The organism is Streptomyces sp. NPDC054872 (assembly GCF_053610705.1).
In genome coordinates, this window is sequence record NZ_JBSGYY010000001.1 from 1 (window position 1) to 26,485 (window position 26,485).

Genomic DNA, 26,485 nt, shown 5'->3' on the forward strand with positions numbered 1-26,485 from the left:
ACCTGGACCCGCGCGGTAGCCTCGGTGACGTCCAAGCCGGCCACCGTGGTCTCGGCGACGTCCGCCACATCACCGCCGACTCCTCGCGGCTGCGGGCCGAACTGGGGTGGCGGCCACGGGTCGGTTTCGCGGCGGGGATGCGGGAGTTCGCGCGGGCGGGGCTGCGCGGGGAGTGAGCACGGTACGTGGTCCGCAGTAAGTGGTCCGCGGTACGTGCCGAGCGGGCCGCGCCGGCCGGTTCACCCCTCCGGTGCCGGCAGCGTCACCTCGAAGCGGCAGCCGCCCGCGACATTGCGTACGGCCGCCCTGCCCTGGTGGGCCTCCACGATGCCGCGGACGATCGCGAGGCCGAGGCCCGCGCCTGCCGGGGGTGTGCGGGACTGGCTGCCGCGCCAGCCGGTGTCGAAGACACGCGACAGGTCCTCCTCGGGGATGCCGCCGCAGCCGTCCGTCACGGACAGGACCACGCCGTCCGGGGAGCGCTCAGCGGCCACCGCGACGGTCCCGTCGGCCGGAGTGCGGCGGATCGCGTTGATCAGGAGGTTGCCCAGGACGCGGCTCATCTCCTTGCTGTCGACCTCCACCGGGACGGCCTCGACGCTGTCGCCGACGAGCCGCACCCGGTGCTCGCGCGCCAGCGGGTCGACGCCCGCGAGCGCGTCGCCCACCAGGTCGTAGACCGAGATGCGCGATGTCGAGAGGGCCAGCGCGCCCGCGTGGATGCGAGAGAGCTCGAAGAGGTCTCCGACCATGGAGTTGAGGCGTTCGACCTCGGTGCGGATCTGGCGCAGGTAGCGGTCAGGCTCTGCGGCGACGCCGTCCTCCAGAGCCTCGGACATGGCCCGCAGGCCGGCCAGCGGGGTGCGCAGGTCGTGCGAGATCCAGGCGACCAGTTCGCGCCGGGAACGCTCCAACGCACGCTCGCGCTCCCGCGATTCGGCGAGCTTGGCGCTGGTCGCCTCCAATTCCCTTGTCAGCGCGGACAGTTCGGCACTGCCGGGTTCCGGCGGGGCCGCGAAGCTCCCGCCGTCGCCGAAGGAACGGGCCGCCAGGGTCAGGGCCTTGCTGCGGGCGACGATCCAGCGGCCGAGGAGCAGCGCGGTGGCGAGCGAGACCACGGCGGCCATCGCCACGACGATGGTGACCACGGTCAGGTCGTGCGGCGACAGGAACATCTCCCAGGCCACCGCGAGCGTCCCGGCCAGCATCGCGAGCACGGCGACGGCCGCCACGACGGTCATCGCCACCACGAGGGAACGGTGCCGCAGCAGGCGCAGCGTCAGGGCGCCCAGAAGTCCGGCGCTCGCGGCCCCCAGGAAGGCGAAGAGGGCGATGAGGAGGATGTCGCGCATGCGGGTCAGCCTTCGGCTCGGGGCGGTACGGGGTCTCGCCGGGGGGCGTGGGCCGGGGGCGGGTTCCGGACCGCCGGATCACCGGCACCGGCACCGGCACCGGCACCGTGCGGAGTTTCGCCGTCGGGTACGTCGAGGCGGTACCCCAGGCCCCACACCGTCTGGATCAGCCGCGGCCTGGCCGGGTCGTCCTCGACCTTGCCCCGCAGCCTGCGTACGTGGACCGTGACGGTGGACAGGTCACCGAACTCCCAGCCCCACACTTCCCGCATCAGCTCTTCCCGCCCGAACGCCTGCCCTGGATGGCGCAGCAGGAAGGACAGGAGGTCGAACTCCCTTATGGTGAGGGGAAGTTCGACGCCACCCTTGGTCGCTCGACGTGCCGCCGGGTCCACCCGGAGGCCTGCCGCGCCCAGCGTGGCGACACCCTCGGGAGCGCGCGCGGCGGCGCGGCTGCGGCGCAGCACCGACTCCACCCGCAGGACCAGTTCGCGCGGACTGAACGGCTTGGTGACGTAGTCGTCGGCCCCCACCTCCAGGCCCAGGATCCGGTCGTCCTCGTCGCCCCGGGCGGTGAGCATGATGACCGGCACCGGTCCCTTGTCGCGCAGGCGGCGGCACACCTCCAGACCGTCCATGCCGGGCAGCATCAGGTCGAGCACGACGAGGTCGGGCCGGACGATTCCGGCGCGTTCCAGCGCGCCGGGGCCGTCCTCGGCGCGGTCGACCGTGTAGCCGCCGCGCTCCAGATAGCCCGCGACGACCTCGGCGACGGTCGGGTCGTCGTCCACGACGAGCACTCGAAGCGGGCCGGGAGTCGCGGCCCCGGCGCCCACGGCGTTCCCGGCGGGCGGGTGGTCCTGCGGTGGTGGTGGCTGCATGCCGCAAGCCTCGCACTCGCAGCGCGTGGACCGGCCGGTCAGAGCTGCTTCCGGTTGCCGACGTCCCCGTTTCGTAAGAACCTCAAGTCCCATTTGTCCGGTTCGGATTCATAGGGTGAGTCACATGACCCCCTCCCCCTCCGCGGAACCCGATGTACCCGACGTACCCGGCCCCTCCGGCCCGCCCGGCCCCCACTCCCCTCGGGTGGACGTCGTCCTGCCCTGTCTCGACGAGGCCGCGGCGTTGCCCTGGGTCCTGGAACGCGTTCCCGCGGGCTGGCGGGCCATCGTCGTAGACAACGGCTCCACCGACGGTTCGGCGGACGTCGCCCGCTCCCTGGGCGCCACGGTCGTACGGGAGCCGCAGCGCGGCTTCGGGGCCGCCTGCCACGCGGGCCTCATGGCGTCCGACGCGGACGTGGTGTGTTTCTGCGACTGCGACGCCTCCCTGGATCCGGGGCTGCTGAGGCCCTTCGTACGCAGGGTGACGGACGGGACGGCCGACCTGGTCGTGGGACGGCGGCGCCCCCAGGGCCGCGGCGTCTGGCCGCCGCACGCGCGCGCGGGCAACCTGGCGCTCGCCCGGATGCTGCGGCGGCGTACCGGCGTACGGCTGCACGACCTGGGCCCGATGCGGGCGGCGCGGCGCGAGGAACTGCTCGGGCTGGGCCTGACCGACCGCCGCAGCGGATACCCGCTGCAGATGGTCGTGCGCGCGGCCGACGCAGGCTGGCGGATCGAGGAACGGGACGTCCCGTACCTGCCGCGCGAGGGCAAGTCGAAGGTCACCGGGACATGGCGCGGGACGTGGCACGCGGTACACGACATGCGAGCGGTACTCGCGGAACCACCACGACCGACCCCCACCGGAAACGGCCGATGCACGCCAGGCGGTGCCAAATGACCACGCACGGCACCACCCTCCTCGTCATCGCCAAAGAACCGCTCCCCGGACGCGTGAAGACCCGGCTCACCCCGCCCTACAGCCCCGATGAAGCCGCCCAGCTGGCCGCGGCCTCGCTTGCCGACACTCTTGGTGTCGTGCTCGCGGCGCCCGCACACCGGCGTGTCCTGGTGCTTGCCGGGCGGCCGGGGCCCTGGGTTCCCGCCGGGATCGAGGTGGTCCCGCAGTGCGCGGGGGGACTGGACGAACGACTCGCCGCGGCGTTCGCGGGGTGCGTCGGGCCCGCCCTCCTGATCGGCATGGACACCCCCCAGGTCACGCCGGGCCTGCTCGCCCCCGCCCTCGGCCCCGACGCCTGGCACGACTGCGACGCCTGGTTCGGCCCCGCGGTCGACGGTGGATTCTGGGCGCTCGGCCTGGCCGATCCCGACCCACGGCTGCTGCGCGGCGTCCCCATGTCGAGGCCCGACACCGGCACCCTGCAACGGGCCCGGCTCACCGGCGCCGGACTGAGGGTGCGCGACCTGCCCCCGCTGCGCGACGTCGACACGGCCGACGACGCCGGGAAGGTCGCCGCGGCCGCGCCCGGCAGCCGGTTCGCCGCCACGCTCGCCCGCCTGGCCGCGGCCGCCGGGCACCCGGGCCCGGGCGGTGGCCGATGAGCACAGCGCCACCGGCCACCGGCCTTCGCGACACGGCGCCCCCGCCCGCGGCCGCGCCCTGGCGCGCGGATCCGTACACCAATGCCCTGCGCAACGGCCACGGCCCGCTGTTCCTGCGCCGCAGCGACGGCTGGTTGCTGCCCCTCGACGTCGAACGCTGGTGCGCGAGTGCCGACGCGGCGGACCTCTCCGCGTTGCGCCGCTGCGAGGGCAGCGTCCTGGACATCGGCTGCGGCCCCGGCCGCCTGGTGGCCGGGGCCGCGGCCCTGGGCCACCGTGTCCTGGGCGTCGACGTCAGCCAGGCGGCCGTCGACCACACGCTCCGGCTCGGCGGCACCGCACTGCTCCGCTCCGTCTTCGACGCGCTCCCCGGCGAAGGCCGCTGGGGTACCGCCCTGCTCATGGACGGCAATGTGGGGATCGGCGGAAACCCTGACGCACTGCTCGCGCGAGTAGACCAACTCCTCATCCCCGGCGGCCTGTTGATCGCCGAGACCGCGCCGGTGGACGTCGACGAGCGGGTGGAGGTGCACGTCGACGACGGGCGCGGCACCCCGGGCGACTCCTTCCCCTGGGCCCGTCTCGGCACCCCCGCCCTGCTGCGCCACGCCCGTCCACTCGGCTGGAGCCCGGCCGCTCAGTGGACCACCGAGGGCCGTTCCTTCCTGGCGCTGCGCCGCGCTCGCCGCACCTGAAGCACCCGGCACAGAGCCGATCCCGTGAACAGCGCGGCCGTGACGATCAGCCACCGCGTCAGGAAGACACCGGCGGGGAGCCCGGTGGAGGACTCGTAGCGCTCCACCTGCCCGGCGACGAGCGGAAACCAGACGAGCAGAAGCAGCCCGGACAGGAACGCCGGAACGCGTACGAAGGTGATCCACTCCCTGCACCCCCGCCGCCCCACGGCGGCCCGCAGGGCACGGTCGGCGAGCGTGTACGCGGGCACGAACAGCAGATCGTGCACCAGGGCCGCGCCGACGAACCAGACGGCGACCAGCAGCCAGTCGCCGTCCAGGAGCCGCACCCCCGCGTACCCCGCGAGCGCGAACGAGGCAAGGAGCACGAGGAGTTGGAGAGGCCCCTCGCCGTACCACCGCCGGAGCCGATGCGTCAGAGCGGTCATCACAGCTCCCCGAAGGTCAGACGGGACACCCATTTGGTGTTGAGCACGCCGGGCGCGGCCGGAACGATGATCCGCGCCGGATAGCCGTGGTCCGGCGACAGATCCTCGCCGTTCACCCGGAGCGCGAGGAGGGAGCGCGGGTCGCGGACCTGGTTGTCGCGCAACGCGGCCTTGCGAAAGGCCCCGTGCCGCTGCAGGGACTCCACGAACACGCCCGGAGGGTCCTCCTCGAACCCGGCAAGGGCCGCGAGGTCGCGCAGCCGCACCCCACGCCACCACTGGTCCGACGTCGACCAGCCCTCCACGCAGGCGATGGGCAAGGCGGCACTGTGCAGCGGCAGTTGGAGCAGATCGTCGCGAGAAAGTCTGACCTCACCCCGTGGTCCGCCGACGACCAGACGCCACAGCTCACCCGTGTCCCGCTGCCCCACCCCCACCTTCGCGGCGGTCTTGTTGATCTGGAAGCCGTTCGGCCCGCTCCCCGGATCACCGCCGCCGTGCGGGGCGAACAGGGCGGTGTGGCGCAGGGGCCCGTCCACGTTCTGCCCCGCCGTCGTCACGAACAGCAGGGCGGAACCCGCGCCGACCATGCCGAGCGCTCCCCGCCGCGTCACGGTGGGTTCGGCGGGCGCTGGCGCGACGAGTCCCTCCGCGTCGGCGGGCTCGGGGCGCGGGTCCCGCAGCTGCTCGCGCCACCCCCGCTCCCGCAGCACCCGTACGACCTGGGGCAGGCGCAGCACGACATGGGCCACGAACGCGCCGAAGAACACCCAGGCGCCGTAGAAGTGGAGGGGGTAGAACGACCCGGGGAAGAGGTACTCCAGCTGGACGTTGAGTACGCCCGTGACGAACTCGAACAGCGCGCCGCCGACCAGCAGGAGCAGCGAGACCCGCTCAAGGGCGTGCCCCACGGATCGCGCCGGGGGCAGCGCGAAGAGCTTCGGGATCACCGACCACAGTTTCGCGAGCAGCACCGGGATGAGCGTGATGCCGACCGTGACGTGCAGGCCCTGATTGAGGCGGTAGAGCCAGTGCGGGTCAGTCGGCCAGTCGAAGAGGTAGAAGCCGAGGAGACCCTTGTCGGGTGTCTTGTCGTTGACGGGCGACAGGTTCGGGTTGTAAGCCGCGTACGACAGCAGGCCGGTCACGAACAGCACGGTGACACCGGCAAGCAGGACGACGCCGAGCACCGAGGTGAGCCAGGGCCCGCGCAGCGGGCTGCGCCAGAAACCGGGGTCGGCGGGAGAGGGGACGCGTTGTCCTGTGGGCATGGAGCGACCGTATGCCGGACCGTGTGCTCGAACCGGCCCGCGACTCATGACGAAACGCTGACGTCGTGCCGCGGGGCCCGTTCACTCCCGCCTCCTGCGCCTACGGTGCAGACGTGAGCACCACAGAACGCACCGGCCGCCGCCGTGACCTGGCCGCTGCCGGGATCGCGGCGCTGCTCGTCGCAGCGGCCGTCGTCATCGGCACGTCGATCGAGCACGCGGACGGCACCCTGCACCTCAATTGGCCGCCCCTGTACGCCCGATGGGATCCGCACATCGGGCCCGGCACACCCGCCGCGCTCGCCGTCGCCGTCGCGGTGATCGCGTACGCCCCCGTTCTCGCCGCCCGGCTCTCCTGGCGGGCGCTGCTCCTGACCGCGTGGACCGCCTCGACGGCCTGGATCTGGTCGCTCGCGCTGATCGACGGCTGGCACCGGGGCGTAGCCCGGCGGCTCACCACCAAGTACGAATACCTCCAGGTCATCGACCGCTTCGAGGACATCCCCGGAACGCTGCGGGACTTCACCCGGCACATCCTCATCGACTCCCCCGGCCACTGGCCCGCCCACACCGCGGGCCATCCGCCCGGCGCCACGCTCACCTTCGTCCTCCTCGACCGCGTCGGCCTCGGGGGCGGCGCCTGGGCCGGAGCCTTCTGCATCACGGTGGGCGGCACCGCCGTGGCGGCCGTCCTGATCACCCTGCGCGCGCTGGCCGACGAGGCGACGGCCCGCCGTGCGGCGCCCTTCCTCGTCCTGGCCCCGGCCGCGATCTGGGTCGGCGCCTCGGCGGACGGCTACTTCGCCGCCGTCACCGCCTGGATGATCGCCCTGCTCGCGCTGGCGGCGACGCGCGAAGCCCGTTCCCCCGTCGCCGCGGCACTCGGCTCCGGTCTCCTGTTCGGCCTCATCTGCTACCTCTCGTACGGCCTGACGCTCTTCGCGCTCGTCGCCGCGGCCGTCCTGCTGATCACCCGCACCCTGCGCCCCCTCCCGCTCTTCCTCGCGGGGGCGGCGGTGGCTCCGCTCGTCTTCACTCTGGCGGGCTTCGACTGGTGGGAGGCGTACCGCCTGCTCGGCGAGCGCTATCACCAGGGGGCGGGCGGCATCAGGCCGTACGCCTACTTCGTCTGGGCCAATCTGGCCTGCACGGTGCTCGTGGTCGGCCTCGCGACCGTCGCCGGCCTGCGCAGGACGATGATGTCGGCGCCCGGCGCGCTCATCCGTCTGTGGACCGGTCGCACCACACCGGCCGACCGTCTGACCGTCCTCGTCCTGGCCACCCTGCTCGCACTGCTTGCCGCCGACCTCTCGGGCATGAGCAAGGCGGAGACGGAACGCATCTGGCTGCCGTTCGCCACGTTCCTGCTCGCGGCGACCGCGTCTGTGCCGAAGGGCGATCAGCGCCTCTGGCTCACCGCGCAGGCCGTACTGGCGCTGCTGGTGAATCACCTGCTGTTCACGGGCTGGTGAGGGCGCGGCGCCCGTCGGCTTCGCCTCCGTCCCGCCATTTCCTAGGGTGCGGGTATGCACAGAACCACCACCCGCCCCGCCGCTCCACGGCCCCGCGCCGGCCGCCTCCCGGCATCCGCCCGCGAGGGAGGCGCCGCGTGACCCTCAACCAGCTGCGGGCGTTCGTCGAGGCCGAACGGCTCGGGTCCTTCACCGCCGCCGCGCAGGCCATGGACATCGCCCAGGCATCCGCATCCGAGCTGGTAAGGCGCCTCGAGGCGGAGCTGGACGCCGAGCTGTTCCTGCGCGGCAGCCGCACCCTGACCCTGACCGCCGCCGGGCGCGAACTCCTGCCGTACGCGCAGGAGTCGCTCGCCGCGGCGGACAGCGGGACCCGGGCCGTCCACTCCCTCGGGTCGCTCGGCGGAGGCACCGCCACCTTCGGAGTGCTGCGCAACGCCGACTACTACCTGCTCTCCAACCTCGTGCAGATGTTCCACGCCCGGTACCCGGCGGTCCGCGTACGGCTCGTGGGCCAGAACTCCGCCGAGACCGCGGCGGCCGTCGCGGAGGGGCGGATCGAGGCGGGTCTCGTCATCCTGCCCATCGACGACGAGGGGCTCGCCATCACTCCCCTCATGCGGGACGAGGTGCGTTACGTCAGCGCGAGCGCCGAGCGCACCGGCGCGCCCGTGAGCATCGAGGCGTTCTGCCGGGCGCCGCTCGTGCTGTACGACGCGCACTACGGCTGGAAGGACCCGACCCGACGTCAGCTCGCCGAGCGCGCCCAGCTCGCCGGAGCCCGTATCGATCCCCTCATCGAGCTCGAACACGTGGAAGCGGCACTGAAGTTGGCGGCGACGGGCGTCGGCGACACGATCGCGAGCCGGGCGGTGATCGACAGTCCCAGGTTCCCCGCCGGACTGCACACCGCTCCCTTCGCCGAACCCCTCTACGACACCATCGCGCTCGTCAGACGTCGGGGTCGCCCCCTGTCCCGCGCCACCCGGGAGCTCGCCCGCCTGGCCGAGGACACCATCCGCGAGATCGGGACCGGTCTGCTGTCCTGACCAGGGCGAACGCGCCTCTCGACGAGTCAGAGGACCCACAGGGAAACCCTGTGGGAGGCGCAGGAATCGCCCCTCTAGTCCTGTGACCCGGGCGCATCTACGGTCCCGGGTATGCAGATCACGCACGACGAACAGAAGACCCTCGCTCCCTTCCAGTGGCTCAAGAAGCCGGAGGTCGACGGTCCCCCCGCCCAGCGCGACCCCAAGGTGGTCGAGCGCGTCTCCCAGATGCTGAAGGAGATCGAGGGCAAGGGCATGGACGCGGTCCGTGCCTACGGGAAGGAGCTCGACGGCTGGTCCGGCGACCTGGAGATCAGCGCCACCGAGCTCAAGAAGTCGGGTGACGCCCTGCCCGCCGACGTCCGTACCGCCCTGGAGATGGGCTACGAGCGCACCCACCGCTTCGCCTCCGCGCAGCGCGAGCACCTGACCGACTTCGAGATCGAGCTCGCCCCCGGCGTGGCGGGCGGACAGCGCTACGTCCCGGTGTCCCGGGTCGGCGCCTACCTCCCGGCGGGCCGGTTCCCGCTGCTTGCCAGCGCCTTCATGACCGTGGGCGTCGCCAAGACGGCCGGTGTCCCCACCGTGGTGGCGTGCACCCCGCCGTCGGGTGAGCACGGCGCCCACCCGGCCGTGCTCTACGGCGCCTACCTGTCCAGGGCCGACCGGGTCTTCGCCGTGGGCGGCGTCCAGGCTCTCGGCGCGATGGCCTTCGGCCTCCTCGGTGAGGCCCCCGTCGACATGCTGGTCGGCGCCGGGAACGCCTTCGTCACGGAGGCCAAGCGGCAGCTCTTCGGGCAGGTCGGGATCGACCTCCTCGCAGGCCCCTCCGAGGTGGCCGTCCTCGCCGACGACACCGCCGACCCGGTCTGGGTCGCCGCGGACCTGCTCGGCCAGGCCGAGCACGGCCCGAACTCCCCCGCCGCCCTGATCACCACCTCGGAGAAGCTGGGCCGGGCGGTCGTCGCCGAGATGGACCGCCAGCTGGAGACCCTCGCCACCCGTGACATCGCCGGGCCCGCGTGGCGGGACTTCGGTTCCGTCATCGTCGTGCGCGACCGGGACCAGGCCGTCGCCGTGTCGGACATCCTCGGCCCGGAGCACCTGGAGATCCAGACGGAGGACGACGACTTCTACCTCCAGAACCTCACCAACTACGGCTCGGTCTTCCTGGGCCCCTGGTCCACCGTCGCCTACTCCGACAAGGGCATCGCCGGCACGAACCACGTGCTGCCGACCGGCAAGACCTCCCGCTACAACGCGGGGCTCTCCGTCTCGCGCTTCCTCAAGCCCCTCACGTACCAGCGGGCCGTCAAGGAGGGCACCGCTTCCCTGGCGCCCGCCGTCGAACGCATCTCCGCCTTCGAGGGCCTCGCCGCCCACGGCGCCACCGCCACGATCCGGATCGACCGGATCGGCCGCGCCTCCGGTGCCTTCGACGCGGTCCCCGAAGCGCTGCGCGAGCAGCTCTGATCCAGTCCCGCGCCTCGCCTCCGCGCCCCTCGCGGCCGGGGGCGAGGGGGTCCGGAGCCCGGAGCGTCATGCTCCGGGCGCGTCCGGTCCCCGGGCCGCCGCCGGCGTCACCTGCCCGGGACGAGTGAGTACCGTCCCGTACCAAGGGCACCCGCGCTCCCACTCCCCGAGGATCTCCGCATGCACCACCCCTCCCCGGACCCAGCCCCCACGGGCACGGGCCCCGCTCTGCAACAAGGGCTCAAGGGCCGCCAGATCACCATGATCTCCATCGGCGGTGTGATCGGGGCCGGCCTCTTCGTCGGCTCGTCCACCGCCGTCGCGGCCGCAGGACCCGCCGTACTGATCTCGTTCCTGCTGGCCGCCGCCCTGGTGGTGCTCGTCATGCAGATGCTCGGGGAGATGGCCGTCGCCCACCCCGACACCGGTTCGTTCTCCACGTACGCGGACCGCGCCCTCGGCCGGTGGGCGGGCTTCTCCATCGGGTGGCTCTACTGGTGGTTCTACATCCTCGTCATTCCCATCGAGGCCATCGCCGCGGGCGAGGTCATCGCCGGGCTCACCGCCATCCCGAGCTGGATCCCGGCGCTCGCCATGATCGCCCTGCTCGCGGGCAGCAACCTCCTCGCCGTCCGCAACTACGGTGAGTTCGAGTACTGGTTCGCGCTCCTGAAGGTCATCGCGATCGTCGCCTTCCTCGTGCTCGGCGCACTCGCGATCTTCGGGGTCCTGCCCGGATCGGACGCCCACGGCGTCTCGCACCTGTGGAGCGAGGGAGGCTTCGCGCCCAAGGGCGGGGTGGCCGTGCTCGCCGGACTGCTCACGGCGATGTTCAGTTTCCAGGGCAGCGAGATCGTCACGATCGCCGCCGCCGAATCCGAGGAACCGAAGAAGAACATCAAGAAGGCCGTCCGTGCCGTCGTGTGGCGCCTGGGGCTCTTCTACGTCGGCTCGATCTTCGTCGTGGTGAGCCTGGTCCCGTGGAACTCCGACGCCCTCGCCGACGGTTCCTATCAGGCGGTCCTGGACCGGATGAACATCCCGGGCGCCGGGCGGATCATGGACGTGGTCCTCGTCGTGGCCGTGAGCAGCTGCCTCAACTCGGCGATCTACACCGCATCGCGCATGGCCTTCTCGCTGGCCCGCCGCCAGGACGCCCCCGCGGCGCTCGCCGCCACATCGGCGTCCGGTGTGCCCCGTAACGCGGTGCTCGCCTCGACCGTCATCGGCGTCGCCGCGGTGATCGCCAACTACCTTCTGCCGAGCGTCTTCACGTATCTCATCGCGTCCAGCGGTGCGATCGCCCTGATGATGTACATGGTCATCGCCATCACCCAGTACGCCACCCGGCGCAAGGAACCGCGGCCGACCGAGGTGCGGATGTGGGCCTTCCCCTATCTGACCCTCGCCACGATCGCCTTCATCGCCGGAGTGCTGGTCCTCATGGCGGTCCTCCCCGGCCACCGCCTCGAACTCTGGCTGTCCCTCGCCCTTGCGGCGGTCCTGGTCACCGTGGGAGTCCTGCGTCAGCGGCGGCACGGCGACCGACACGCCGGTGATCCCGGCGATACCGGTGCCGGCACCGACGCCATGACAGCACAGCGGTAAGAGGTCAGGGGAGCCTGGCGTGCGTCGCCCGGGGCACGAACTCGGTCGGCAGGACGAGGCGTTCACCCTTGGGGTCGGCGTCGCCGTCGATGCGCCGCACCAGCAGCCGCGCCGCCTGCCGCGACAGCTCCCGCAGGTCGTGCCGGACCGTGGTCAGCCGGAACACCTCCCAGGCCGCCATGGGGAGGTCGTCGAAGCCGATCACGGTCAGGTCGTCGGGGACCCGGAGACCGGCCGCGAGCGCCGCGTTCAGGACACCGATGGCGACCACGTCGTTGCCGCAGAACACCGCGGTGGGCGTCTGTGCCGCGTCGAGCAGCCGGGGCAGCGCCTGATATCCCGTCTCGTACTCGAAGGCGCCGCGCGCCACCCGGTCCTCGGGAAGCCCGATGCCCGCGTCGGCCAGGGCGAGGCGGAAGCCCAGCTCGCGTTCGCGTCCGGTGGTCGTGTTGGCCGCGCCGAAGATGCCCGCGATGCGCCGGTGGCCGAGGTCGGCGAGCGTGTGGGCGACCAGACGTCCACCACCCTCGTTGTCGACGACCGAGGCGTAGTCGCCGCGGCCGCCCGTGTCGCGGTTGAGGAAGACGTAGGGCATGCCGCGCCGGTCGAGCTGCGCCGGAAGACCGGAGTCCGTGGTGGCCGTCGCGAGCACCACGCCGTCCAGGGACTGGTCGAGGAGTTTCTCCTCGGCCACCGCCTCGTCGGAGCGCTCGGTGAGCAGCATCATCCGGTAGCCGAGGAGTTGGAGCTCGTCGTGCAGCGGTGCGATGACGTGCGGGTAGAACGGGTTCGTCAGGTCGGTCACGATCACCCCGATACGCCGGGTGGACCGGGTGGACAGCGTGCGGCCCGCCTCGCTGGGCACGTAGTTCAGGGCCTGCGCCGCCTTGCGGACCTTCTCGCGGGTCGCCGCGGACACTCGGCTGTCGTCCCGCAGGGCCCGGGAGACGGTCGGCTGCGAGACGCCGGCCAGCCTCGCCACGTCGTGACTCGTGATCGCCATCGGCCCTCTCCTCGTCGCCCGGCGCGCCCCTCCGACGGCCTGCTTCTCACTATACGTATGCCATACCCCTTGACATTGGACGGCCCGGAACCTGTCATGGAATGCATACGTATTCCATTCCAAGGAGCAGCCATGAACGATGTCGTCGTGTCCACCGCCGAGCTGGGGCGTCGCACGGTTCGCCGCAGCGACTTCGTCTCCTGCAACCAGGCTTTCATCGACTGCCGCACACCGGGCTCGGACCGGAAGGAGAACTACGCGATGATCGGGCCCGGCGTCTCGCAGGCCGCGGGCCAGCACGTCAATCTCCGCCTTCCGCACGGCTACAACATCGGTGCGGCCGCCATGCCCCACGGCATCACCAACAATCTCCACCTCCACTACACCGCCGAGGTCTTCGTCTGCACCGAGGGCGAGTACCTGCTGCGCTGGGGCGCCGACGGCACCGAGGGCGAACTCCTGCTCAAGGCGGGGGACATCGCCTCCATCCCCACCTGGATCTTCCGCGGCTTCACCAACACCGGGCCCGACGACGGCTGGATGTTCACCGTCCTCGGCATGGACCACACCGGCGGCATCATCTGGGGCCCGTCGGTCCTGCGCGAGGCCGAGGGCCACGGCCTCTACCTGACCGCCGACAACAAGCTGATCGACACGGTCGCCGGCGACGAGATCCCGCCCGGCACCGAGCTGACCGAGCCGATGACCCAGGAGTACATCGACCGGCTGCGCCACTACGGCGTCGAGGAGATGAAGCGCCGAGTCGCTGCGGCGGACGAACTGGTCTGGTCCGAGCGGCCCTTCCTCGACAGCACCCTGCCGGGCGGCGGGGTACAGCTGAGCTGCGTCATCGGATACGGCATGACCGAGGACCTGCACCAGGAACCCCGCATCTTCAACCCGCACGGCCACAACGTCGCCTGGCTGCGCGCCGAACCGGGCCAGGGCGTGTCCCTGCACCGCCAGCACGAGACGCAGACGCTGATCGTCAAGGACGGGGAGTGGGAGATCACCCTCAACCGCGCCGACCCCGTCTCCGTACGCCTGGGCCCGCGGGACATGCTCTCCGTGCCGCAGGACGCCTGGCGCACCCTGCGCAACGTCGGCGACGGGCGCGGCGACCTCATGGTCGTCAACTCCGGCGACGGCCGCGTCCGCCTCGACTGGGACGACGAGGTCTCCAAGTGCGCCGCCGACGCGGGCCTCGGCATCGACCACAACGGATACGTCGCGCCGTACGCACTCCTCCCCCGCTCCGCGCGCCGCTGGTGACCGCCGTGCCCCGCGTCGAGCCGACGTCCGAACCGCTGCCGCTGGTGGTGGTCCCCGGCATGCTGTGCGACCCGAGCCTGTGGTCGGAGGTGGACTTCCCCGAAGGCCACCCGGTGCACCACGTCGAACTGGGCAAGCCGGACATCGGGGCCCTGGCCGACGACCTGCTGTCCTCGGTGTCCGCCGGCCCGTTCGTCGTGGTCGGGCTCAGCCTGGGCGCCATCGTCGCGTTCGAGGCGCTGCGGCGGTCCCCGGACCGGATCGCCGGGCTCTGTGTCATGTCGACGAACGCGGGAGCACCGCGCCCCGAGCAGTACGCGGCCTGGCGTGCGATGGACGGCCTGATCGCCGACGGCAGGTTCGCGGACGTCGTCGAGCAGACACTGCCCGGCATGTTCCCCGTCCCCCGGCCGCCGAGCGGGCCGGCCGAGCGCTACCGGCGCATGGCACACGCCGTGGGACCCGAGGCCGCGCGCGCCCAGCTGGCCTCCCAGGCGACGCGCCGGGACGCGGTCGACGCACTGCGCGGGGCCCGTTGCCCGGCCGTGGTCCTGTCGGGGGCCCGGGACGCGCTGTGCCCGCCGGACTTCCACCGGACGATCGCGCGGGCCCTGCCGGACGCCGAACTGCGCGAAGTACCCGGCGCCGGACACCTCCTGCCGTGGCAGCGGCCCGCCGCCGTCTCCGCCGCGCTGCGGGACCTGCTGGCGCGGGTGCCGGAGACCCGGCCGTAGGCCACCACGCCCGGCCGCACATCTGAATGAACGAACCTCCCCCCTTATCGAAGCCCGAGAAAGAGAGCCGTCATGCCCCGTTTCCTCAAGTCCCCCGTACCCGCGGGCACGGTGAGCGCCGCCCGCGCGGATGTCGCCGACCGTGTCAGCGCCATCCTCGACGACATCCGCGACCGGGGTGACGAAGCGGTCCGTCAGTACTCCGAGAAGTTCGACGACTGGAGCCCGGAGTCCTTCCGCCTGTCCCCGGACGAGATCAGGAAGATCGTCGCCGATGTTCCGGAGACGGTCCTCGATGACATCCGCTTCGTGCAGGAACAGGTACGTACGTTCGCCCAGGCCCAGCGCGACTCGCTGCACGACGTGGAGATCGAGACCCTGCCCGGTGTCCGCCTCGGGCATCGCCACGTCCCCGTGGCCGGCGCCGGCGCCTACGTGCCGGGTGGGCGCTACCCGCTGACCGCGTCCGCGCACATGACGATCGTGACGGCGAAGGTGGCCGGAGTGGAGCGCGTCGCCGCCTGCACCCCGCCGATCCGGGGCGAGATCCCCGCCGCGACGGTCGCCGCCATGCATCTGGCCGGGGCCGACGAGATCCACCTCCTCGGCGGCGTCCAGGCCGTGGCCGCCCTGGCCATCGGCACCGAGACGGTCGGCCGGGTGCCGCTGATCGCGGGACCGGGGAACGCGTACGTCGCCGAGGCCAAGCGGCAGTTGTTCGGCGAGGTGGGCATCGACCTGTTCGCGGGCCCGACGGAGATCCTGGTGATCGCCGACGAGAACGCCGACCCGTTCGTGGTGGCCGTCGACCTCCTCTCGCAGGCCGAGCACGGCCCGGACTCCCCCGCGGTGCTCGTCACCACGTCCGAGCAGCTGGGCCGCGCGGTGGAGGCCCACATCGAACGGCTCCTCCCCGGGATGCCGACGAAGGACTTCGCGGGGCCCGCCTGGCGCGACCACGGCGAGATCGTCGTGGCGGACTCCCTCGACGAGGCCTTCGAGATCGCGGACTCCTACGCCAGCGAACACGTCGAGGTCCTGACGGAGAACCCGCGTCAGGCCCTGGACAAGATGCGGGACTACGGCGCGCTGTTCCTCGGGGAAGGGACCTGCGTCTCGTACGGGGACAAGGTCATCGGCACCAACCACGTCCTGCCGACGCGGGGCGCCGCGCGCTACACCGGCGGCCTGTGGGTGGGGAAGTACCTCAAGACCGTCACCTACCAAGAGGTCACGGACACCGCGTCGTCGGCACTGCTCGGTGAGGTGTGCGGGCGCGCCGCGCGTGTCGAGCTGTTCGAGGGACACGCCCGCTCCGGCGACGTACGGGCGGCCAAGTACGGCGACGGCACGCTGCCGTGGAACGACGAGGCCGGCGCATGAGCGGCGCCACGGCACCGCTGGCCGGGCGCACCGCGCTGGTCAGCGGGGGCGGCAGCGGACTCGGCGCCGCCATCACCCGCGCCCTGCTCGCGGACGGGGCCCGGGTGGTGATCACCGGCCGCAACGAGCAGGCCCTGAAGGAGACCGCCGAGCGGCTCGGCCCTGGTGTGGTCCACCGGGTCTGCGACGTGTCCAGGCCCGAGGAGGTCGAGGCGCTCGCCGGGAGTCTCGCGGACGAGGAGATCTCGATCCTCGTCAACAACGCCGGGATCGCGGGGCCGGTTGCGCCCCTGACCGAGATCTCGGCCCGGGACTGGGACGAGGTGTTCGACGTCAACGTCCGCGGGGTGTTCCTGATGTGCCGGGCCTTCCTGCCCGCCATGACGGCGCGGGGCGCGGGCGACGTCGTGAACATCGCCTCGGTGTCGGGCAAGCGGCCGCTGCTGCGGCGTACGCCCTACTGCGCCTCGAAGATGGCGGTCATCGGCCTGACCACCACCCTGGCAGGCGAGGTCGGGCCCTCCGGGGTGAGCGTCAACTCCCTTTCCCCCGGGCCGGTTTCGGGCCCGCGCATGGAGCGGAACTTCCGCCTGGAGGCGGAACGTACCGGCGGCAGCTACGCGCAGGCCGAGGAGGCGTTCGTGTCGCGGTCGGCCCTCGGCCGGATGGTCACCGAGGACGAGGTCGGCGCGGCGGTCACCGCGATGCTCCGGATGCCGGGGCTGTGCGGCGCCGACATCGACCTCTCGGCGGGGATGGTGGCTCGGTGACGGCGGGCGAAGCCGTACACGCCGGAGAACCCGCGGCCGCCGGAGAGGCCGTTGCCGTCGGAGTTGGGCGGCGGTCCCTCAAAGAGCGGCTCGCGGCGGGCGAGCGGCTGTACGGCGCACTGCTGCGGCTGCCCTCGGAGACCTTGGTGGAGATGGCCGGGGTCGCGGGCCTGGACTACGTGGTCATCGACTGCGAGCACGGTCCCGCCGACACGGCGCTCCTCCAGCACCATCTGACGGCCGCGGCCGCGCAGGGCATCGCCGTCCTCGTGCGGGTGGGTACGTCCGAGCCCGCCCTCGCCCTGCGCTGCCTGGACCTGGGGGCGGCGGGGATCATCCATCCGCATGTCGACGACGCGCAGGACGCGCGGCGGGCGGTGGCCTCGGTCCACTACCCACCCCTGGGGAGACGGGGGTTCGCGACGTACAGCAGAGCGGGCCGCTTCGGCACGGTCTCCGCCGCCGACCACGTGGCCGCGTCGCGGGAGGCCCTGGTGGTGGTGATGATCGAGACGGAGCGGGCCTGCGCCGCCGCGCCGGAGATCGCCGCGACCCCGGGGGTGGACGCGGTCCTTGTGGGCCCGGCCGACCTGGCGGCGGACTGCGGTTTTCCGGGGCAGGACATGGTCGACGCGTTCGTCACGCGGGCCCACCGGGATGCCCGTGAGGCGGGCCGGTCGGTGATGTCGATCGTGCCGGACGTCGAGGGCGCGAGGGCCGCCGCGCGGTCGGGGGCACAGCTGGTGCTCTACAACATGGCCCAGGTCCTGATGGACACCTACCGGTCCCTCGCGACGCCCGCACCGGGCGAGGGTCGGGGCCCGCGCGCATGACGCCGCGCGGCCGGGTACGACTCCTCGGATCTCCGGATCTCCGGATCTCCTTTGAGGAGTTGTGCCCGGCCGCGCCCGGAGCAGCCGCTCGGGCCCTGCCCGGAATCCCCACCGGAACCGCCTCCTCCACACTCTTGACGGCCTCCGTCACGCTCCTTAGTGTTCGGCGGAAGTTCATACGTATGCATACCCCTGAAACCGCGCGAACGGAGAAGCCATGTCCGCTGTAGCGCCGCCCACCACCGCAGTCGGCCCCCAAGGGACCGAGGCGGAGAAGCGGAATGCGATACGCCGTGCCATCGGCGCGGGAAGCATCGGAAACTTCGTCGAACAGTTCGACTACGGCCTCTACGGCTACATGGCGCCGATCCTCGCGCCCGCGTTCTTCCCGCAGAGCGACCAGGCCGTCGCCGTGCTGAGCACGTACGCGATCATCGCCATCGCCTGCCTGTTCCGCCCGCTCGGCGGGACGCTCGTCGGCCGCTGGGGCGACCGGGTGGGCCGCAAGAAGACGCTGCTGTGCACCATCGTGTTCATGGGCGTGACCACCGCGATGATCGGCGCCCTGCCGACGTACCAGCAGATCGGGATCTTCGCGCCGCTGCTCCTCCTGCTCCTGCGCGTCGTCCAGGGGATGGTGTCGGGCGGGGAGTACGTCGGAGCGGTGGCCTTCATCGTGGAGTGGGCGGAGCCCGAGCGGCGCGGCTACTACGCCTCGTACGCCTCCAACAGCTGCTTCGCCGGCATCCTCGCGGGAGCCGGCACCGCCGCCCTGACCAGCTGGATCTTCGAGGGCCCGACGCTGGACTCGTGGGGATGGCGCATCCCGTTCCTGCTCGCGCTGCCGCTGAGCGCGGTCGGGATCTGGCTGCGCCGGCGCATCGACGAGTCACCCGAGTTCGTGCGTGCCACGGAAGGCGGCGTCGACGTCGTCAAGGCCCCGATCCGCGAGGCGCTGCGCACGCAGTGGCGCCCGATGCTCGTGTTCTGCGGCGTCTCCGTCATGCTCGCGATCCTGTCCTACACCTGGGTCACGTTCTATCCGGAGTACCTGACCGGCACCCTGGGCCTGCCGCGCTGGATGGCGCTGACGTCCAACGCCATCTCCGTCGCCGTGCTCATCCCGCTGCTGCCGCTGGCCGGCATGATCTCGGACCGGATCGGCCGCAAACCGATGCTGATCTCCGGTGCCGTGGCGTGCATCGTCCTGGTCCCGCTGGCCTTCCGGGTCGGCGAGTACGGCACCTTCGGCGCGGCCGTCGCCAGCCAACTGATCTACATCATCCCCGAGTTCTTCCTGACCGGCATCGTCACGGTGTGCACGGCCGAACTCTTCGCGACGCGCACCCGGTTCAGCGCCAGCGCCATCGCGTACAACAGCTCGTTCTCCATCTTCATGGGGATCACGCCGTTCGTCGCCGCCCTGCTCGTCACCAGCTTCGACACGATCTACGCCGTGTGGGTCTACCTCGCGGCCGCCGCGATCCTGGCCCTCGTGGTCGTCAGCGCGTTCATGACGGAGACGTACCGGAGCCACCTCGGGGCGGACAAGTTTGCCGCCTGAGCTACGGGCCGCCGGTCGCAAGGACGGCCCGTAGCCGGGCCACCCGAGCGACCACCTGCTGCATACACCGCATACGCATACACATTCAGATACCCAGAGATCGAAAAGAAGGTACCCACCATGTCGCTCGACCCCGTCGCCTACCTCCCCTACTCGGACCCGGACGACTTCATCCGTGAGGTCACCGACCGCATCTGGGTCGGCAGGGACATCTCCTACATCGTCGACAACTACGAGCCGGACTCGATCGTCCACACGAGCCTGGGCACCGTGGTGGGCCGCGACGGCGTGATCGAGGGCACGACGATGCGCATGGGCAGCACGCCCGGGCACATCGGCCAGGCGGAGGACGTGGTGTGGGAGGCGCGTGGGAACGACGCCTTCCTCAGCTCGCACCTCGTGTTCTCCAACGACGAGCACCTGGTCGACGGGCGGAACATCCGCATACGCAAGCGCACGGTCGCCAACTGCCTCTACCGCCGCGGCCGGATGGTCGAGGAGTGGGTGGTCCGCGATGAGCTGGCCACCTGTCTGCAGAGCGGCATCGACCCCGACGAGGCGGCCCGCGCCCTGCGGTTCCAGGGCTACAGCGGATCGATGACCGAGGAGCCGCCGAAGGACGTGCTGCTCACCGGTGTCAGCGGACCGCGGCCCGACGAGTTCCGGCCCGAGTGCGAGATGGTCCTCGAGTTCATCGACGAGGTGTGGACCCGGCGCAGGCTGCAGAAGGTCAACGACTTCATGACGCGTGACCTCTTCCTGCACACGATCGGCGACCGGACCGTCATCCGCCCCGAGCGCTACCAGAGCGACCTGATGGCCATGGTGGCCGCCTTCCCCGACGCCCGGTTCGAGGTACGGGACGTGCAGACCAACTACTCGCCGCGGTACGCGGGCCTGCGGGTGGCCGTCACCTGGACCATGCACGGCACCTACCGGGGCACGCCGGACTTCGGCCGGCTGACCGACAAGCCGGTGACCATGCTCGGCGTCTCCCAGTTCCTGGTCCAGGACGGCCGGATCGTACGGGAGTTCCGTGTGTACGACGAGATCTCGCTGCGGGCACAGATCAACAGCACGCGGGGCGACGGCCCGGAGGTGGAGGCCAACATCTACTGAAGGGGACGGTGAGGGGCTCCGGTGCGTCCCGGGGCCCCGGGGCCCCCTTCAGCGGGCCGCCCCCGTGCGTTGCGGCACGGGGTGTCCGGGTCCGGATCCGGGTTCGGGCAGGGTGCGGAACAGCAGCCAGCTCAGTACGGGCATCAGGATCAGGGGCGCCAGGGCGCCGCGCAGGGATGTCGCGTCGGCGAGGGCGCCGATCAAGGGGCTCACCAAGCCACCGACGCTGACGGTCAGGCCGAGCGTGATCCCGCTCGCGGTGCCGACGCGGGAAGGCAGGTAGTCCTGCCCGAGCGTGACCTGCAGCGAGAAGGGGACGTACAGGCCGGCCGAGGTCAGCGCCGCGCACGGATAGAACGCAGGGCCGGGCACGAACACCACACCCGCGACACAGACGGCCGTGAGCAGGTACGACCAGCGGGCCACGGTGACCCGGTCCCAGCGCTCGGCCAGCGCGCCGCCCAGCACCGAGCCCACCGCGCCACCGAGGTAGAGCACGAACAGCGCGGCTGTGCCCGCGGCCGTACTTCCGCCCATGCGCTCCTTGGCGAGCAGGGAGATGAAGGTGCTCAGGCCGATGTAGACGATCGACCGGCACACCACGGCCAGCGACAGCTTCACGAACGACGCCCTGTCGTCCTCCGCCGCTACCGCCGCCGTGCCGGCGCCACCCCCGTCGGCCTCTCGCTGCCGCTCCAGCGCACGCAGCACGGGCAGGCACAACACGGCGCCGACGAGCGCCGGGAGGACGAGCAGCGGAGTCAGCCGCAGGCCTCCCGCGGCGACCACGGCGGTGACCAGGAGCGGGGCGAGCGCGAAGCCGAGGTTCCCGCCGAGCGAGAACCACCCCATGCCCCGGTGACTGCCCTGACTCGCGAGCCGGGCGACCCGTGCGGACTCGGGGTGATAGGCGGCCACGCCCACCCCGGACACCGCCACGAAGACGAGGGTCAGCCCGTACGAGCCGCTCACCCCGCTCAAGGCGATGCCCAGACCGCCCAGCAGCGTGCTGACGGGGAGCAGCCACGGCATCGACCGGCGGTCCGTGAGGATGCCGAACAGCGGTTGCGCCACCGACGACAGGAGCGAGGCGGCGAGCACGATGCCCGAGACGGCGGCGTAACTGTAGGCGCGCTCGGCGACGAAGAACGGCACCAGGGACGCCACGGCGCCCTGATACACGTCGACGCAGGCGTGCCCGGCGGACAGGAGAGTGATGGACGTATTCCTTCGCACCCCGTCATCGTCGACGCCGGGACCCGTGTCGCACTTCCGATAATCTGCCAGAAGATGCCGATGATCCGCCATTACTCGACGGGTCACCGCTGCGGCTCGCGCCGCGCCCCACCGCATCCGTAGGGGCCCTCTTAGAAACTTCTTAAGCGCGGCCCCGACGCTCTCCCCTGTGAACTACGCGAAGAGCAACAGCAGTCAGCCCCGGAAAGCCCGGCACAGTGACGTCGCGGGGGCACGGCGCCGGCGTCGCGTCCGTACGTACGGCATCGCCGCGGCCGTGGCGCTGGCCGCGGGTACGGCGTCGGCGGGCTATCTGGCCATGGCCGAGCCGCCGTCCGGTGGCGGGTCGCCGCTGCCGCCTCAAGTGCACGGCAGCGCCGTGGACTTCGCCGTGCGGGGCGGCACCGCGCGGGTGGACACGGGGTCGCTGCGCGTCACGGGTCAGACCGGCGACGGGACCTCGCTCCCGGTGTCCGGCTCGGCGGGACAGCGGCTCGGGAAGCCGGGCGAGGTGACCGTGGACGGCGGCACGGCCCACTGGTCGTACCCCGACAAGCAGCTCACGGTCACGGCGAAGAGCGAGCGCGGCCGCCTGCGCATGACGGTGCACTCCACGACCGACCAGAATCTGTCCTGGCCCAGTACGACGCCGGGCGCCGACGCGGCCCTGCAGATCCCCCGCGGCGAGGGCCTGCGTGTCCCGGTGAGCGACACCTTCTGGAACTCCGGCGAGGCCGGTCTCAAGGACTCGGAGGCCGAGCTCTCGGGCGGCCTCACCCTTCCGGCCTGGGGCTACACCCAAGGTGAGCACGGTGTCGGCTACATCGTGCCGGAGGAGGTCGGCACGTCGCTCGCCTTCGTCTCGAAGGGCGGCCGGATCGGCTCCACCGCACGGCACGCGTTCTCGCAACGCGAGCGGACCCGCGACTACACGGTGCACTTCTCCCTCACCGACTCGTCCCCGGTCTCCTCCGCCGTCGACTACCGCGACTATCTCGACGAACACGGCGAGCTGCGCTCGCTGAAGCAGAAAATCCACGAGAACCCGGAAGTGAAGCGCCTGTTGGGGGCCGTGCACGCCTACGCCTGGGGCAGCGCACGTACCGCGAAGGGCGTGCACCAGCTGCGTGAGCTCGGTGTCTCGCGGCTCTGGCTCGGTTACGACGCGGACGACCGGCCGATGGACGAGCAGGCCGTGCGGGCGGCGAAGCGCAACGGCTATCTGGTCGCCCCGTACGACTCCTACGCCAACGGCCAGCCCTCCGAAACCGCCGACAACCCGTCATCGAAATGGCCCGGCTCGGTCTACCCGGACTTCTGCGTGAGGGACTGGAAGGGTGAGATCAAGGAAGGCTTCGGTGGCCGGGGCTGCTATGTCAGCACTCAGGCCTTCAAGCAGGCCGAGCCCGGCAAGCACTACCTGGCCGACCGGGCGAAGAAGATGACGGCCAATGGCGCCGACAGCTATTTCCTGGATGTCGACGCGGCGGGCGAGCTGTTCACCGACAGCAGCGAGGGTCATCGCATGAACAAGAAGCAGGATCGCGCCAATCGCCTGGAGCGCATGCGGAAACTGGCCTCCGACGACAAGTTCGTCCTCGGCTCCGAGTCGGCGGGCGCGTGGGCCGCCCCCGTGCTCGCCTTCAACCACGGTGCCCAGACACCGGTCGCCGACGGCTTGTGGAAGCTGGAGAAGAACAAGGAGAAGTGGGGCGGTTACGCGCCGCAGGGCGAGCCCGCGTTCTTCTTCAAGGAGGCCGAACTGCCGCCCGCTCTGGCAAAGGCGATGTACGACCCGCGCTATCGCGTCCCCCTGTACGAGACCGCGCTGCACGATTCCGTCATCAACACCGACCGCTGGGAAATGCCGTACAACAAACTCCCGGAGCAGAAGACCGACCGAGCGCTGATGTCCGCGCTCTACAACACCCCGCTCAACTTCACGCTCGGGGAGAAGAACTTGAGGTCCACGGGCAGGGAAATGGCCGCGCTGCAACGCTCTTTCGCACCTCTCCACCAGGCCGCGGGCACCGAGCGGATGACCGACTACCGGCGGCTCACCGCTGACGGGACGGTGCAGCGCTCGGAGTTCGGCGACGGCAAACTGACGGTGACGGCCAACTTCGGCACGACGGCGTACGGGTCGCTGCCGGGCGGCTGCGCGGACGCCAGGCTCAAGGGCGAGCCGAAGCCCCACCGTCTCTGTCCCGCACGGCTGCCCTGACCTTCACCGCTGCCCTGACCTGTACCGCTCAAGCTGTTTCGCTCACGGGGTGGATGGTGAAGACCTGGTCCAGGCCGACGATCCGCAGGATGCGCAACGTGTTGGCGGGGATGCCGACCAGGATCAACTCGGCCTCCGCGGCCTGGGCGCGCTGGCGGGCTGCGAGCAGGACGCTGATGCCGGTGGAGTCGCAGAACTCCAGGCGGGACAGGTCGATGGTCAGGTTCTGCCCCCGGGACAGGGCCAGGCAGTCGACCTGTTCGCGCAGGGCGGTGGCCCGCTCGTAGTCGAGTTCGCCGGCCACGTGCAGGACGGGTCCGGTGACAGTGCTGCGGTAGGTGATGTTCAGAGGGCTCATCGTGCGTGATCCGTTGCCGGGTGGGCGGTGGGGACGCCCAGTGCGAGCAGTGCGGTGTCGTCGTCCAGGCCGTCACCGAAGCTCTCCAGCAGCCCGGTCAGCGCGGCGATCATCTCGTGGGGTGTGGTGGGGGCGTGTTCGGCGGCGAAGTCCTGGAGCGCCTCGTCGCCGAAGAGGCTCCGGCGAGTGGAGCCGGTACGGGCCTCGGTGAGCCCGTCGGTGTAGAGCAACAGCGTGTCACCGGCGGCGAGGGTGGTCTCCGCGGTGGTGAACCGGGCCTCGGGCAGCACGCCGACGAGCAGCCCTCCGGGGGTGGGGAGGTAGTCGGCGGTGCCGTCGGCCCGCAGGACCAGCGCCGGCGGGTGCCCGCCGGAGGCGAGGCGCACGGTGATGTCGCCGTCCTCGGCGCCCGGCTGGACGACGCCGAAGATGACCGTGCAGTAGCGGGGGTCGCCACTGGCTCCGTAGCGCTCCTGGAGGACGGCGTTCAGCGTGCTCAGGGCCGCGGTGGGCTCGGGATCGTGCAGTGCCGCGGCCCGCAGGGTGTACCGCGTGAGTGAGGTGAGTGACGCCGCCTGGGGGCCCTTGCCGCAGACGTCCCCGAGGAAGAAGGCCCACCGGCCGTCGCCCAGGGCGAACAGGTCGTAGAAGTCGCCGCCGAGGCGGTCCGGAGAGGCCGTGTGGTAGTAGACGGCTGCCTCGAGCCCCGGCACGGCGGGCAGCGAGGAGGGCACGAGGGACTGCTGCAGCACCGCGAGCGAGTCCGCGAGGCGTTGCCGGTCGGCCTCGGCCTGCCGACGGGCCTCCTCCGCCTCCGCACGCGCCCGCTCCGCCTCGGCACGCGCCCGCTCCGCCTCCTGGCGGCGGTGCAGGAGCTCCTGCTCGTAGGCCCGCCGGTCGGAGGCGTCGAAGAGAGTCGTACGGATCAGCAGCGGGTCGCCCTCCCCACCGTGCTTGATCACGGAGGAGACCAGCACCGGCAGCCGGCTCCCGTCGGCGCCCTTCATCTCCAGTGCGACGCCCCGCAGTTCGCCCTGCATGCGCAGCAATGGTGCGAAGTGCGTCTCGTGGTAGAGCTTCCCGCCGACGGTGAGGAGATCGGCGAAACGGACCTGCCCCACCACGGCCTCGCGCTTCATGCCGAGCCAGTCGAGCAGCGTGGTGTTGACCTTGGCGATGGTTCCGTCCATCAGCGTCGACAGGTAGCCGCAGGGAGCCGCCTCGTACAGGTCCTCGGCGCTGTCCTCCAACAGTGCGGTGAACGCCGCGTCCGTTCCCGCGGCGTCCCCGATCTCAGCCGGTTCCGGCTCGTCGCCTCCGCGGCTCATCAACGCCGGGCCCCCAGGAAGTCGAGAATGGCTTCGTTGGTGGCCTCCGGCGCGCTCAGCTGCGGGCAGTGCCCGGTGGCGTCCAGGGTGACCAGGCGTGACGAGGGGATCGCGGCGTGCACGTACGCGCCGACCTCGCGCGGCGCGATCATGTCCTGGGAGCATTCGAGCACCAGGGTGGGCACCGTCACGCTCTTCAGGTCCTCGCGGCTGTCGGACAGGAACGTGGTGCGGGCGAAGACGCGGGCGATGTCCGGGTCGGTGGCGCAGAAACTGTTGGTCAGTTCCTGACCCAGCTCCGGCCGCTCCGGGTTGCCCATGATCACCGGCGCCATCGCGGACGACCAGCCCAGATAGTTCGAGTCGAGCGAGGCCAGCAGCTCGTCGATGTCCTCCGCGGTGAAGCCGCCCCGGTAGCCGTCGTCGTCGACGTAGCGGGGGGACGGCGCCACCATGACCAGCGAACCGATGCGCTCCGGTGCCATCCGCGCGGCGAGCACCCCGACCATGGCGCTGACCGAATGCCCGACGAAGGCCGCCTGCTCCAGGCCGAGTTCCGCGCAGACGTCGACGACGTCCTGGGCGTAGCCATCGAGTGACGAGTACCGCTCCTGGCTCCAGGCCGACAGATCCGAACCACCGGAGCCGACGTAGTCGAAGAGCACCACGCGGTACCGCTCCGCCAGGGCCGGCACAGCCAGTCGCCACATGTTCTGGTCACAGCCGAAGCCGTGCGCGAGGACCACGGCGGGCCCCTCGGCCGGCCCCATGACCGTCACATTGTTCCTGGCTCGAATATCCATGCCGTCCATACTCCCACCTGCCACAAGAGCCCCGGGAGCGGAGTCCGTCCCCACGGTCACCCC

Annotated in this window: 24 protein-coding genes; 15 read left to right on the forward strand and 9 right to left on the reverse strand. The window is 71.5% G+C overall.

Annotation, left to right across the window (positions count from 1 at the left end):
* Positions 1-239: 239 nt before the first annotated feature.
* The gene (locus tag ACWGIH_RS00005; RefSeq protein WP_453691567.1) at positions 240-1,352 is read right to left on the reverse strand and encodes a sensor histidine kinase; all 1,113 of its coding nucleotides are present in this window, start codon (positions 1,350-1,352) and stop codon (positions 240-242) included.
* Positions 1,353-1,357: 5 nt separating this feature from the next.
* Positions 1,358-2,233: a response regulator transcription factor gene (locus tag ACWGIH_RS00010; protein ID WP_453447470.1), complete on the reverse strand. Its 876-nt coding sequence runs from the start codon at positions 2,231-2,233 to the stop codon at positions 1,358-1,360.
* A gap of 124 nt (positions 2,234-2,357) precedes the next feature.
* On the opposite strand from ACWGIH_RS00010, the gene ACWGIH_RS00015 reads away from it, so the two are divergent.
* Genes ACWGIH_RS00015 through ACWGIH_RS00025 form a run of 3 tightly spaced genes read left to right on the forward strand, consistent with a single transcriptional unit; the run spans position 2,358 to position 4,494 of the window.
* Positions 2,358-3,137, forward strand: a complete 780-nt coding sequence (locus tag ACWGIH_RS00015; protein ID WP_453447469.1) for a glycosyltransferase family 2 protein — start codon at positions 2,358-2,360, stop codon at positions 3,135-3,137.
* The gene (locus ACWGIH_RS00020) at positions 3,134-3,799 is read left to right on the forward strand and encodes a TIGR04282 family arsenosugar biosynthesis glycosyltransferase (protein WP_453447467.1); all 666 of its coding nucleotides are present in this window, start codon (positions 3,134-3,136) and stop codon (positions 3,797-3,799) included. Before ACWGIH_RS00015 ends, ACWGIH_RS00020 begins: the two co-directional genes overlap by 4 nt.
* Positions 3,796-4,494 (forward strand): class I SAM-dependent methyltransferase, encoded by a 699-nt coding sequence (locus tag ACWGIH_RS00025; RefSeq protein ID WP_453447466.1) that lies wholly within the window; start codon positions 3,796-3,798, stop codon positions 4,492-4,494. Before ACWGIH_RS00020 ends, ACWGIH_RS00025 begins: the two co-directional genes overlap by 4 nt.
* Here ACWGIH_RS00025 and ACWGIH_RS00030 read toward each other — a convergent pair.
* Together ACWGIH_RS00030 and ACWGIH_RS00035 are read right to left on the reverse strand one after the other, a co-directional pair.
* Positions 4,437-4,922 carry a hypothetical protein gene (locus ACWGIH_RS00030; RefSeq protein WP_453447464.1) on the reverse strand — a complete coding sequence of 162 codons (486 nt, stop codon included), beginning with the start codon at positions 4,920-4,922 and terminating at the stop codon, positions 4,437-4,439. The two genes, ACWGIH_RS00025 and ACWGIH_RS00030, sit on opposite strands and share 58 nt — an antisense overlap.
* Complete coding sequence (locus tag ACWGIH_RS00035) at positions 4,922-6,193, reverse strand: molybdopterin-dependent oxidoreductase (protein ID WP_453447463.1); 1,272 nt, start codon at positions 6,191-6,193, stop codon at positions 4,922-4,924. The genes ACWGIH_RS00030 and ACWGIH_RS00035 overlap by 1 nt, the downstream gene beginning before the upstream one ends.
* Before the next feature lie 113 nt (positions 6,194-6,306).
* Between ACWGIH_RS00035 and ACWGIH_RS00040 the strand changes: the two genes are divergently transcribed.
* From ACWGIH_RS00040 to ACWGIH_RS00055, 4 genes are all read left to right on the forward strand, one after another.
* Entirely contained in the window at positions 6,307-7,665 is a 1,359-nt protein-coding gene (locus ACWGIH_RS00040) for a hypothetical protein (protein ID WP_453447461.1), read from the forward strand.
* Positions 7,666-7,802: 137 nt separating this feature from the next.
* On the forward strand, positions 7,803-8,714 hold the full coding sequence (locus tag ACWGIH_RS00045) for a LysR family transcriptional regulator (RefSeq protein WP_453447459.1): 912 nt from the start codon (positions 7,803-7,805) through the stop codon (positions 8,712-8,714).
* Positions 8,715-8,825: 111 nt separating this feature from the next.
* On the forward strand, positions 8,826-10,187 hold the full coding sequence (gene hisD / locus ACWGIH_RS00050) for a histidinol dehydrogenase (RefSeq protein WP_453447458.1): 1,362 nt from the start codon (positions 8,826-8,828) through the stop codon (positions 10,185-10,187).
* Between the two features lie 180 nt (positions 10,188-10,367).
* Positions 10,368-11,795 carry an amino acid permease gene (locus tag ACWGIH_RS00055; RefSeq protein ID WP_453447456.1) on the forward strand — a complete coding sequence of 476 codons (1,428 nt, stop codon included), beginning with the start codon at positions 10,368-10,370 and terminating at the stop codon, positions 11,793-11,795.
* A gap of 4 nt (positions 11,796-11,799) precedes the next feature.
* Here ACWGIH_RS00055 and ACWGIH_RS00060 read toward each other — a convergent pair whose 3' ends face one another.
* Positions 11,800-12,798: a LacI family DNA-binding transcriptional regulator gene (locus ACWGIH_RS00060; protein ID WP_453447454.1), complete on the reverse strand. Its 999-nt coding sequence runs from the start codon at positions 12,796-12,798 to the stop codon at positions 11,800-11,802.
* Positions 12,799-12,930: 132 nt separating this feature from the next.
* Between ACWGIH_RS00060 and ACWGIH_RS00065 the strand changes: the two genes are divergently transcribed.
* The 7 genes from ACWGIH_RS00065 to ACWGIH_RS00095 all read left to right on the forward strand — a co-directional run bounded on the left by ACWGIH_RS00065 (position 12,931) and on the right by ACWGIH_RS00095 (position 20,473).
* Positions 12,931-14,070, forward strand: coding sequence for a cupin domain-containing protein (locus ACWGIH_RS00065; protein WP_453447453.1), 1,140 nt, complete (start codon positions 12,931-12,933; stop codon positions 14,068-14,070).
* A 5-nt stretch (positions 14,071-14,075) separates the two neighbouring features.
* Positions 14,076-14,804 (forward strand): alpha/beta fold hydrolase, encoded by a 729-nt coding sequence (locus ACWGIH_RS00070; RefSeq protein WP_453447452.1) that lies wholly within the window; start codon positions 14,076-14,078, stop codon positions 14,802-14,804.
* A gap of 72 nt (positions 14,805-14,876) precedes the next feature.
* Entirely contained in the window at positions 14,877-16,187 is a 1,311-nt protein-coding gene (hisD, locus tag ACWGIH_RS00075) for a histidinol dehydrogenase (RefSeq protein ID WP_453447450.1), read from the forward strand.
* Positions 16,184-16,957, forward strand: coding sequence for an SDR family NAD(P)-dependent oxidoreductase (locus tag ACWGIH_RS00080; RefSeq protein WP_453447448.1), 774 nt, complete (start codon positions 16,184-16,186; stop codon positions 16,955-16,957). The genes hisD (ACWGIH_RS00075) and ACWGIH_RS00080 overlap by 4 nt, the downstream gene beginning before the upstream one ends.
* A complete protein-coding gene (locus ACWGIH_RS00085; protein ID WP_453447447.1) occupies positions 16,954-17,790 on the forward strand; it encodes an HpcH/HpaI aldolase family protein in 837 nt (278 codons plus the stop codon). The genes ACWGIH_RS00080 and ACWGIH_RS00085 overlap by 4 nt, the downstream gene beginning before the upstream one ends.
* A gap of 217 nt (positions 17,791-18,007) precedes the next feature.
* The gene (locus ACWGIH_RS00090; protein ID WP_453447445.1) at positions 18,008-19,354 is read left to right on the forward strand and encodes an MFS transporter; all 1,347 of its coding nucleotides are present in this window, start codon (positions 18,008-18,010) and stop codon (positions 19,352-19,354) included.
* Positions 19,355-19,474: 120 nt separating this feature from the next.
* Positions 19,475-20,473, forward strand: a complete 999-nt coding sequence (locus ACWGIH_RS00095; RefSeq protein ID WP_453447443.1) for an ester cyclase — start codon at positions 19,475-19,477, stop codon at positions 20,471-20,473.
* A gap of 48 nt (positions 20,474-20,521) precedes the next feature.
* On the opposite strand, the gene ACWGIH_RS00100 is transcribed toward ACWGIH_RS00095, so the two are convergent.
* Positions 20,522-21,709, reverse strand: a complete 1,188-nt coding sequence (locus ACWGIH_RS00100) for an MFS transporter (protein WP_453447441.1) — start codon at positions 21,707-21,709, stop codon at positions 20,522-20,524.
* Positions 21,710-21,878: 169 nt separating this feature from the next.
* On the opposite strand from ACWGIH_RS00100, the gene ACWGIH_RS00105 reads away from it, so the two are divergent.
* The gene (locus ACWGIH_RS00105) at positions 21,879-23,933 is read left to right on the forward strand and encodes a glycoside hydrolase (protein ID WP_453447440.1); all 2,055 of its coding nucleotides are present in this window, start codon (positions 21,879-21,881) and stop codon (positions 23,931-23,933) included.
* Positions 23,934-23,961: 28 nt separating this feature from the next.
* Here ACWGIH_RS00105 and ACWGIH_RS00110 read toward each other — a convergent pair whose 3' ends face one another.
* The 3 genes from ACWGIH_RS00110 to ACWGIH_RS00120 are packed head-to-tail and all read right to left on the reverse strand — an operon-like array spanning position 23,962 to position 26,422.
* The gene (locus ACWGIH_RS00110) at positions 23,962-24,291 is read right to left on the reverse strand and encodes an STAS domain-containing protein (RefSeq protein WP_453447439.1); all 330 of its coding nucleotides are present in this window, start codon (positions 24,289-24,291) and stop codon (positions 23,962-23,964) included.
* Positions 24,288-25,619, reverse strand: a complete 1,332-nt coding sequence (locus ACWGIH_RS00115; RefSeq protein ID WP_453447438.1) for a PP2C family protein-serine/threonine phosphatase — start codon at positions 25,617-25,619, stop codon at positions 24,288-24,290. Before ACWGIH_RS00115 ends, ACWGIH_RS00110 begins: the two co-directional genes overlap by 4 nt.
* Positions 25,619-26,422, reverse strand: a complete 804-nt coding sequence (locus tag ACWGIH_RS00120; protein ID WP_453447436.1) for an alpha/beta fold hydrolase — start codon at positions 26,420-26,422, stop codon at positions 25,619-25,621. Before ACWGIH_RS00120 ends, ACWGIH_RS00115 begins: the two co-directional genes overlap by 1 nt.
* Positions 26,423-26,485: the final 63 nt, after the last annotated feature.

Bases quoted from the DNA above. Each gene is read 5' to 3' on its own strand.
- ACWGIH_RS00005 (WP_453691567.1), bottom strand. From the start codon at position 1,352: ATGCGCGACATCCTCCTCATCGCCCTCTTCGCCTTCCTGGGGGCCGCG.
- ACWGIH_RS00010 (WP_453447470.1), bottom strand. From the start codon at position 2,233: ATGCAGCCACCACCACCGCAGGACCACCCGCCCGCCGGGAACGCCGTG.
- ACWGIH_RS00015 (WP_453447469.1), top strand. From the start codon at position 2,358: ATGACCCCCTCCCCCTCCGCGGAACCCGATGTACCCGACGTACCCGGC.
- ACWGIH_RS00020 (WP_453447467.1), top strand. From the start codon at position 3,134: ATGACCACGCACGGCACCACCCTCCTCGTCATCGCCAAAGAACCGCTC.
- ACWGIH_RS00025 (WP_453447466.1), top strand. From the start codon at position 3,796: ATGAGCACAGCGCCACCGGCCACCGGCCTTCGCGACACGGCGCCCCCG.
- ACWGIH_RS00030 (WP_453447464.1), bottom strand. From the start codon at position 4,922: ATGACCGCTCTGACGCATCGGCTCCGGCGGTGGTACGGCGAGGGGCCT.
- ACWGIH_RS00035 (WP_453447463.1), bottom strand. From the start codon at position 6,193: ATGCCCACAGGACAACGCGTCCCCTCTCCCGCCGACCCCGGTTTCTGG.
- hisD (WP_453447458.1), top strand. From the start codon at position 8,826: ATGCAGATCACGCACGACGAACAGAAGACCCTCGCTCCCTTCCAGTGG.
- ACWGIH_RS00055 (WP_453447456.1), top strand. From the start codon at position 10,368: ATGCACCACCCCTCCCCGGACCCAGCCCCCACGGGCACGGGCCCCGCT.
- ACWGIH_RS00060 (WP_453447454.1), bottom strand. From the start codon at position 12,798: ATGGCGATCACGAGTCACGACGTGGCGAGGCTGGCCGGCGTCTCGCAG.
- ACWGIH_RS00065 (WP_453447453.1), top strand. From the start codon at position 12,931: ATGAACGATGTCGTCGTGTCCACCGCCGAGCTGGGGCGTCGCACGGTT.
- hisD (WP_453447450.1), top strand. From the start codon at position 14,877: ATGCCCCGTTTCCTCAAGTCCCCCGTACCCGCGGGCACGGTGAGCGCC.
- ACWGIH_RS00080 (WP_453447448.1), top strand. From the start codon at position 16,184: ATGAGCGGCGCCACGGCACCGCTGGCCGGGCGCACCGCGCTGGTCAGC.
- ACWGIH_RS00090 (WP_453447445.1), top strand. From the start codon at position 18,008: ATGTCCGCTGTAGCGCCGCCCACCACCGCAGTCGGCCCCCAAGGGACC.
- ACWGIH_RS00095 (WP_453447443.1), top strand. From the start codon at position 19,475: ATGTCGCTCGACCCCGTCGCCTACCTCCCCTACTCGGACCCGGACGAC.
- ACWGIH_RS00110 (WP_453447439.1), bottom strand. From the start codon at position 24,291: ATGAGCCCTCTGAACATCACCTACCGCAGCACTGTCACCGGACCCGTC.
- ACWGIH_RS00115 (WP_453447438.1), bottom strand. From the start codon at position 25,619: ATGAGCCGCGGAGGCGACGAGCCGGAACCGGCTGAGATCGGGGACGCC.
- ACWGIH_RS00120 (WP_453447436.1), bottom strand. From the start codon at position 26,422: ATGGATATTCGAGCCAGGAACAATGTGACGGTCATGGGGCCGGCCGAG.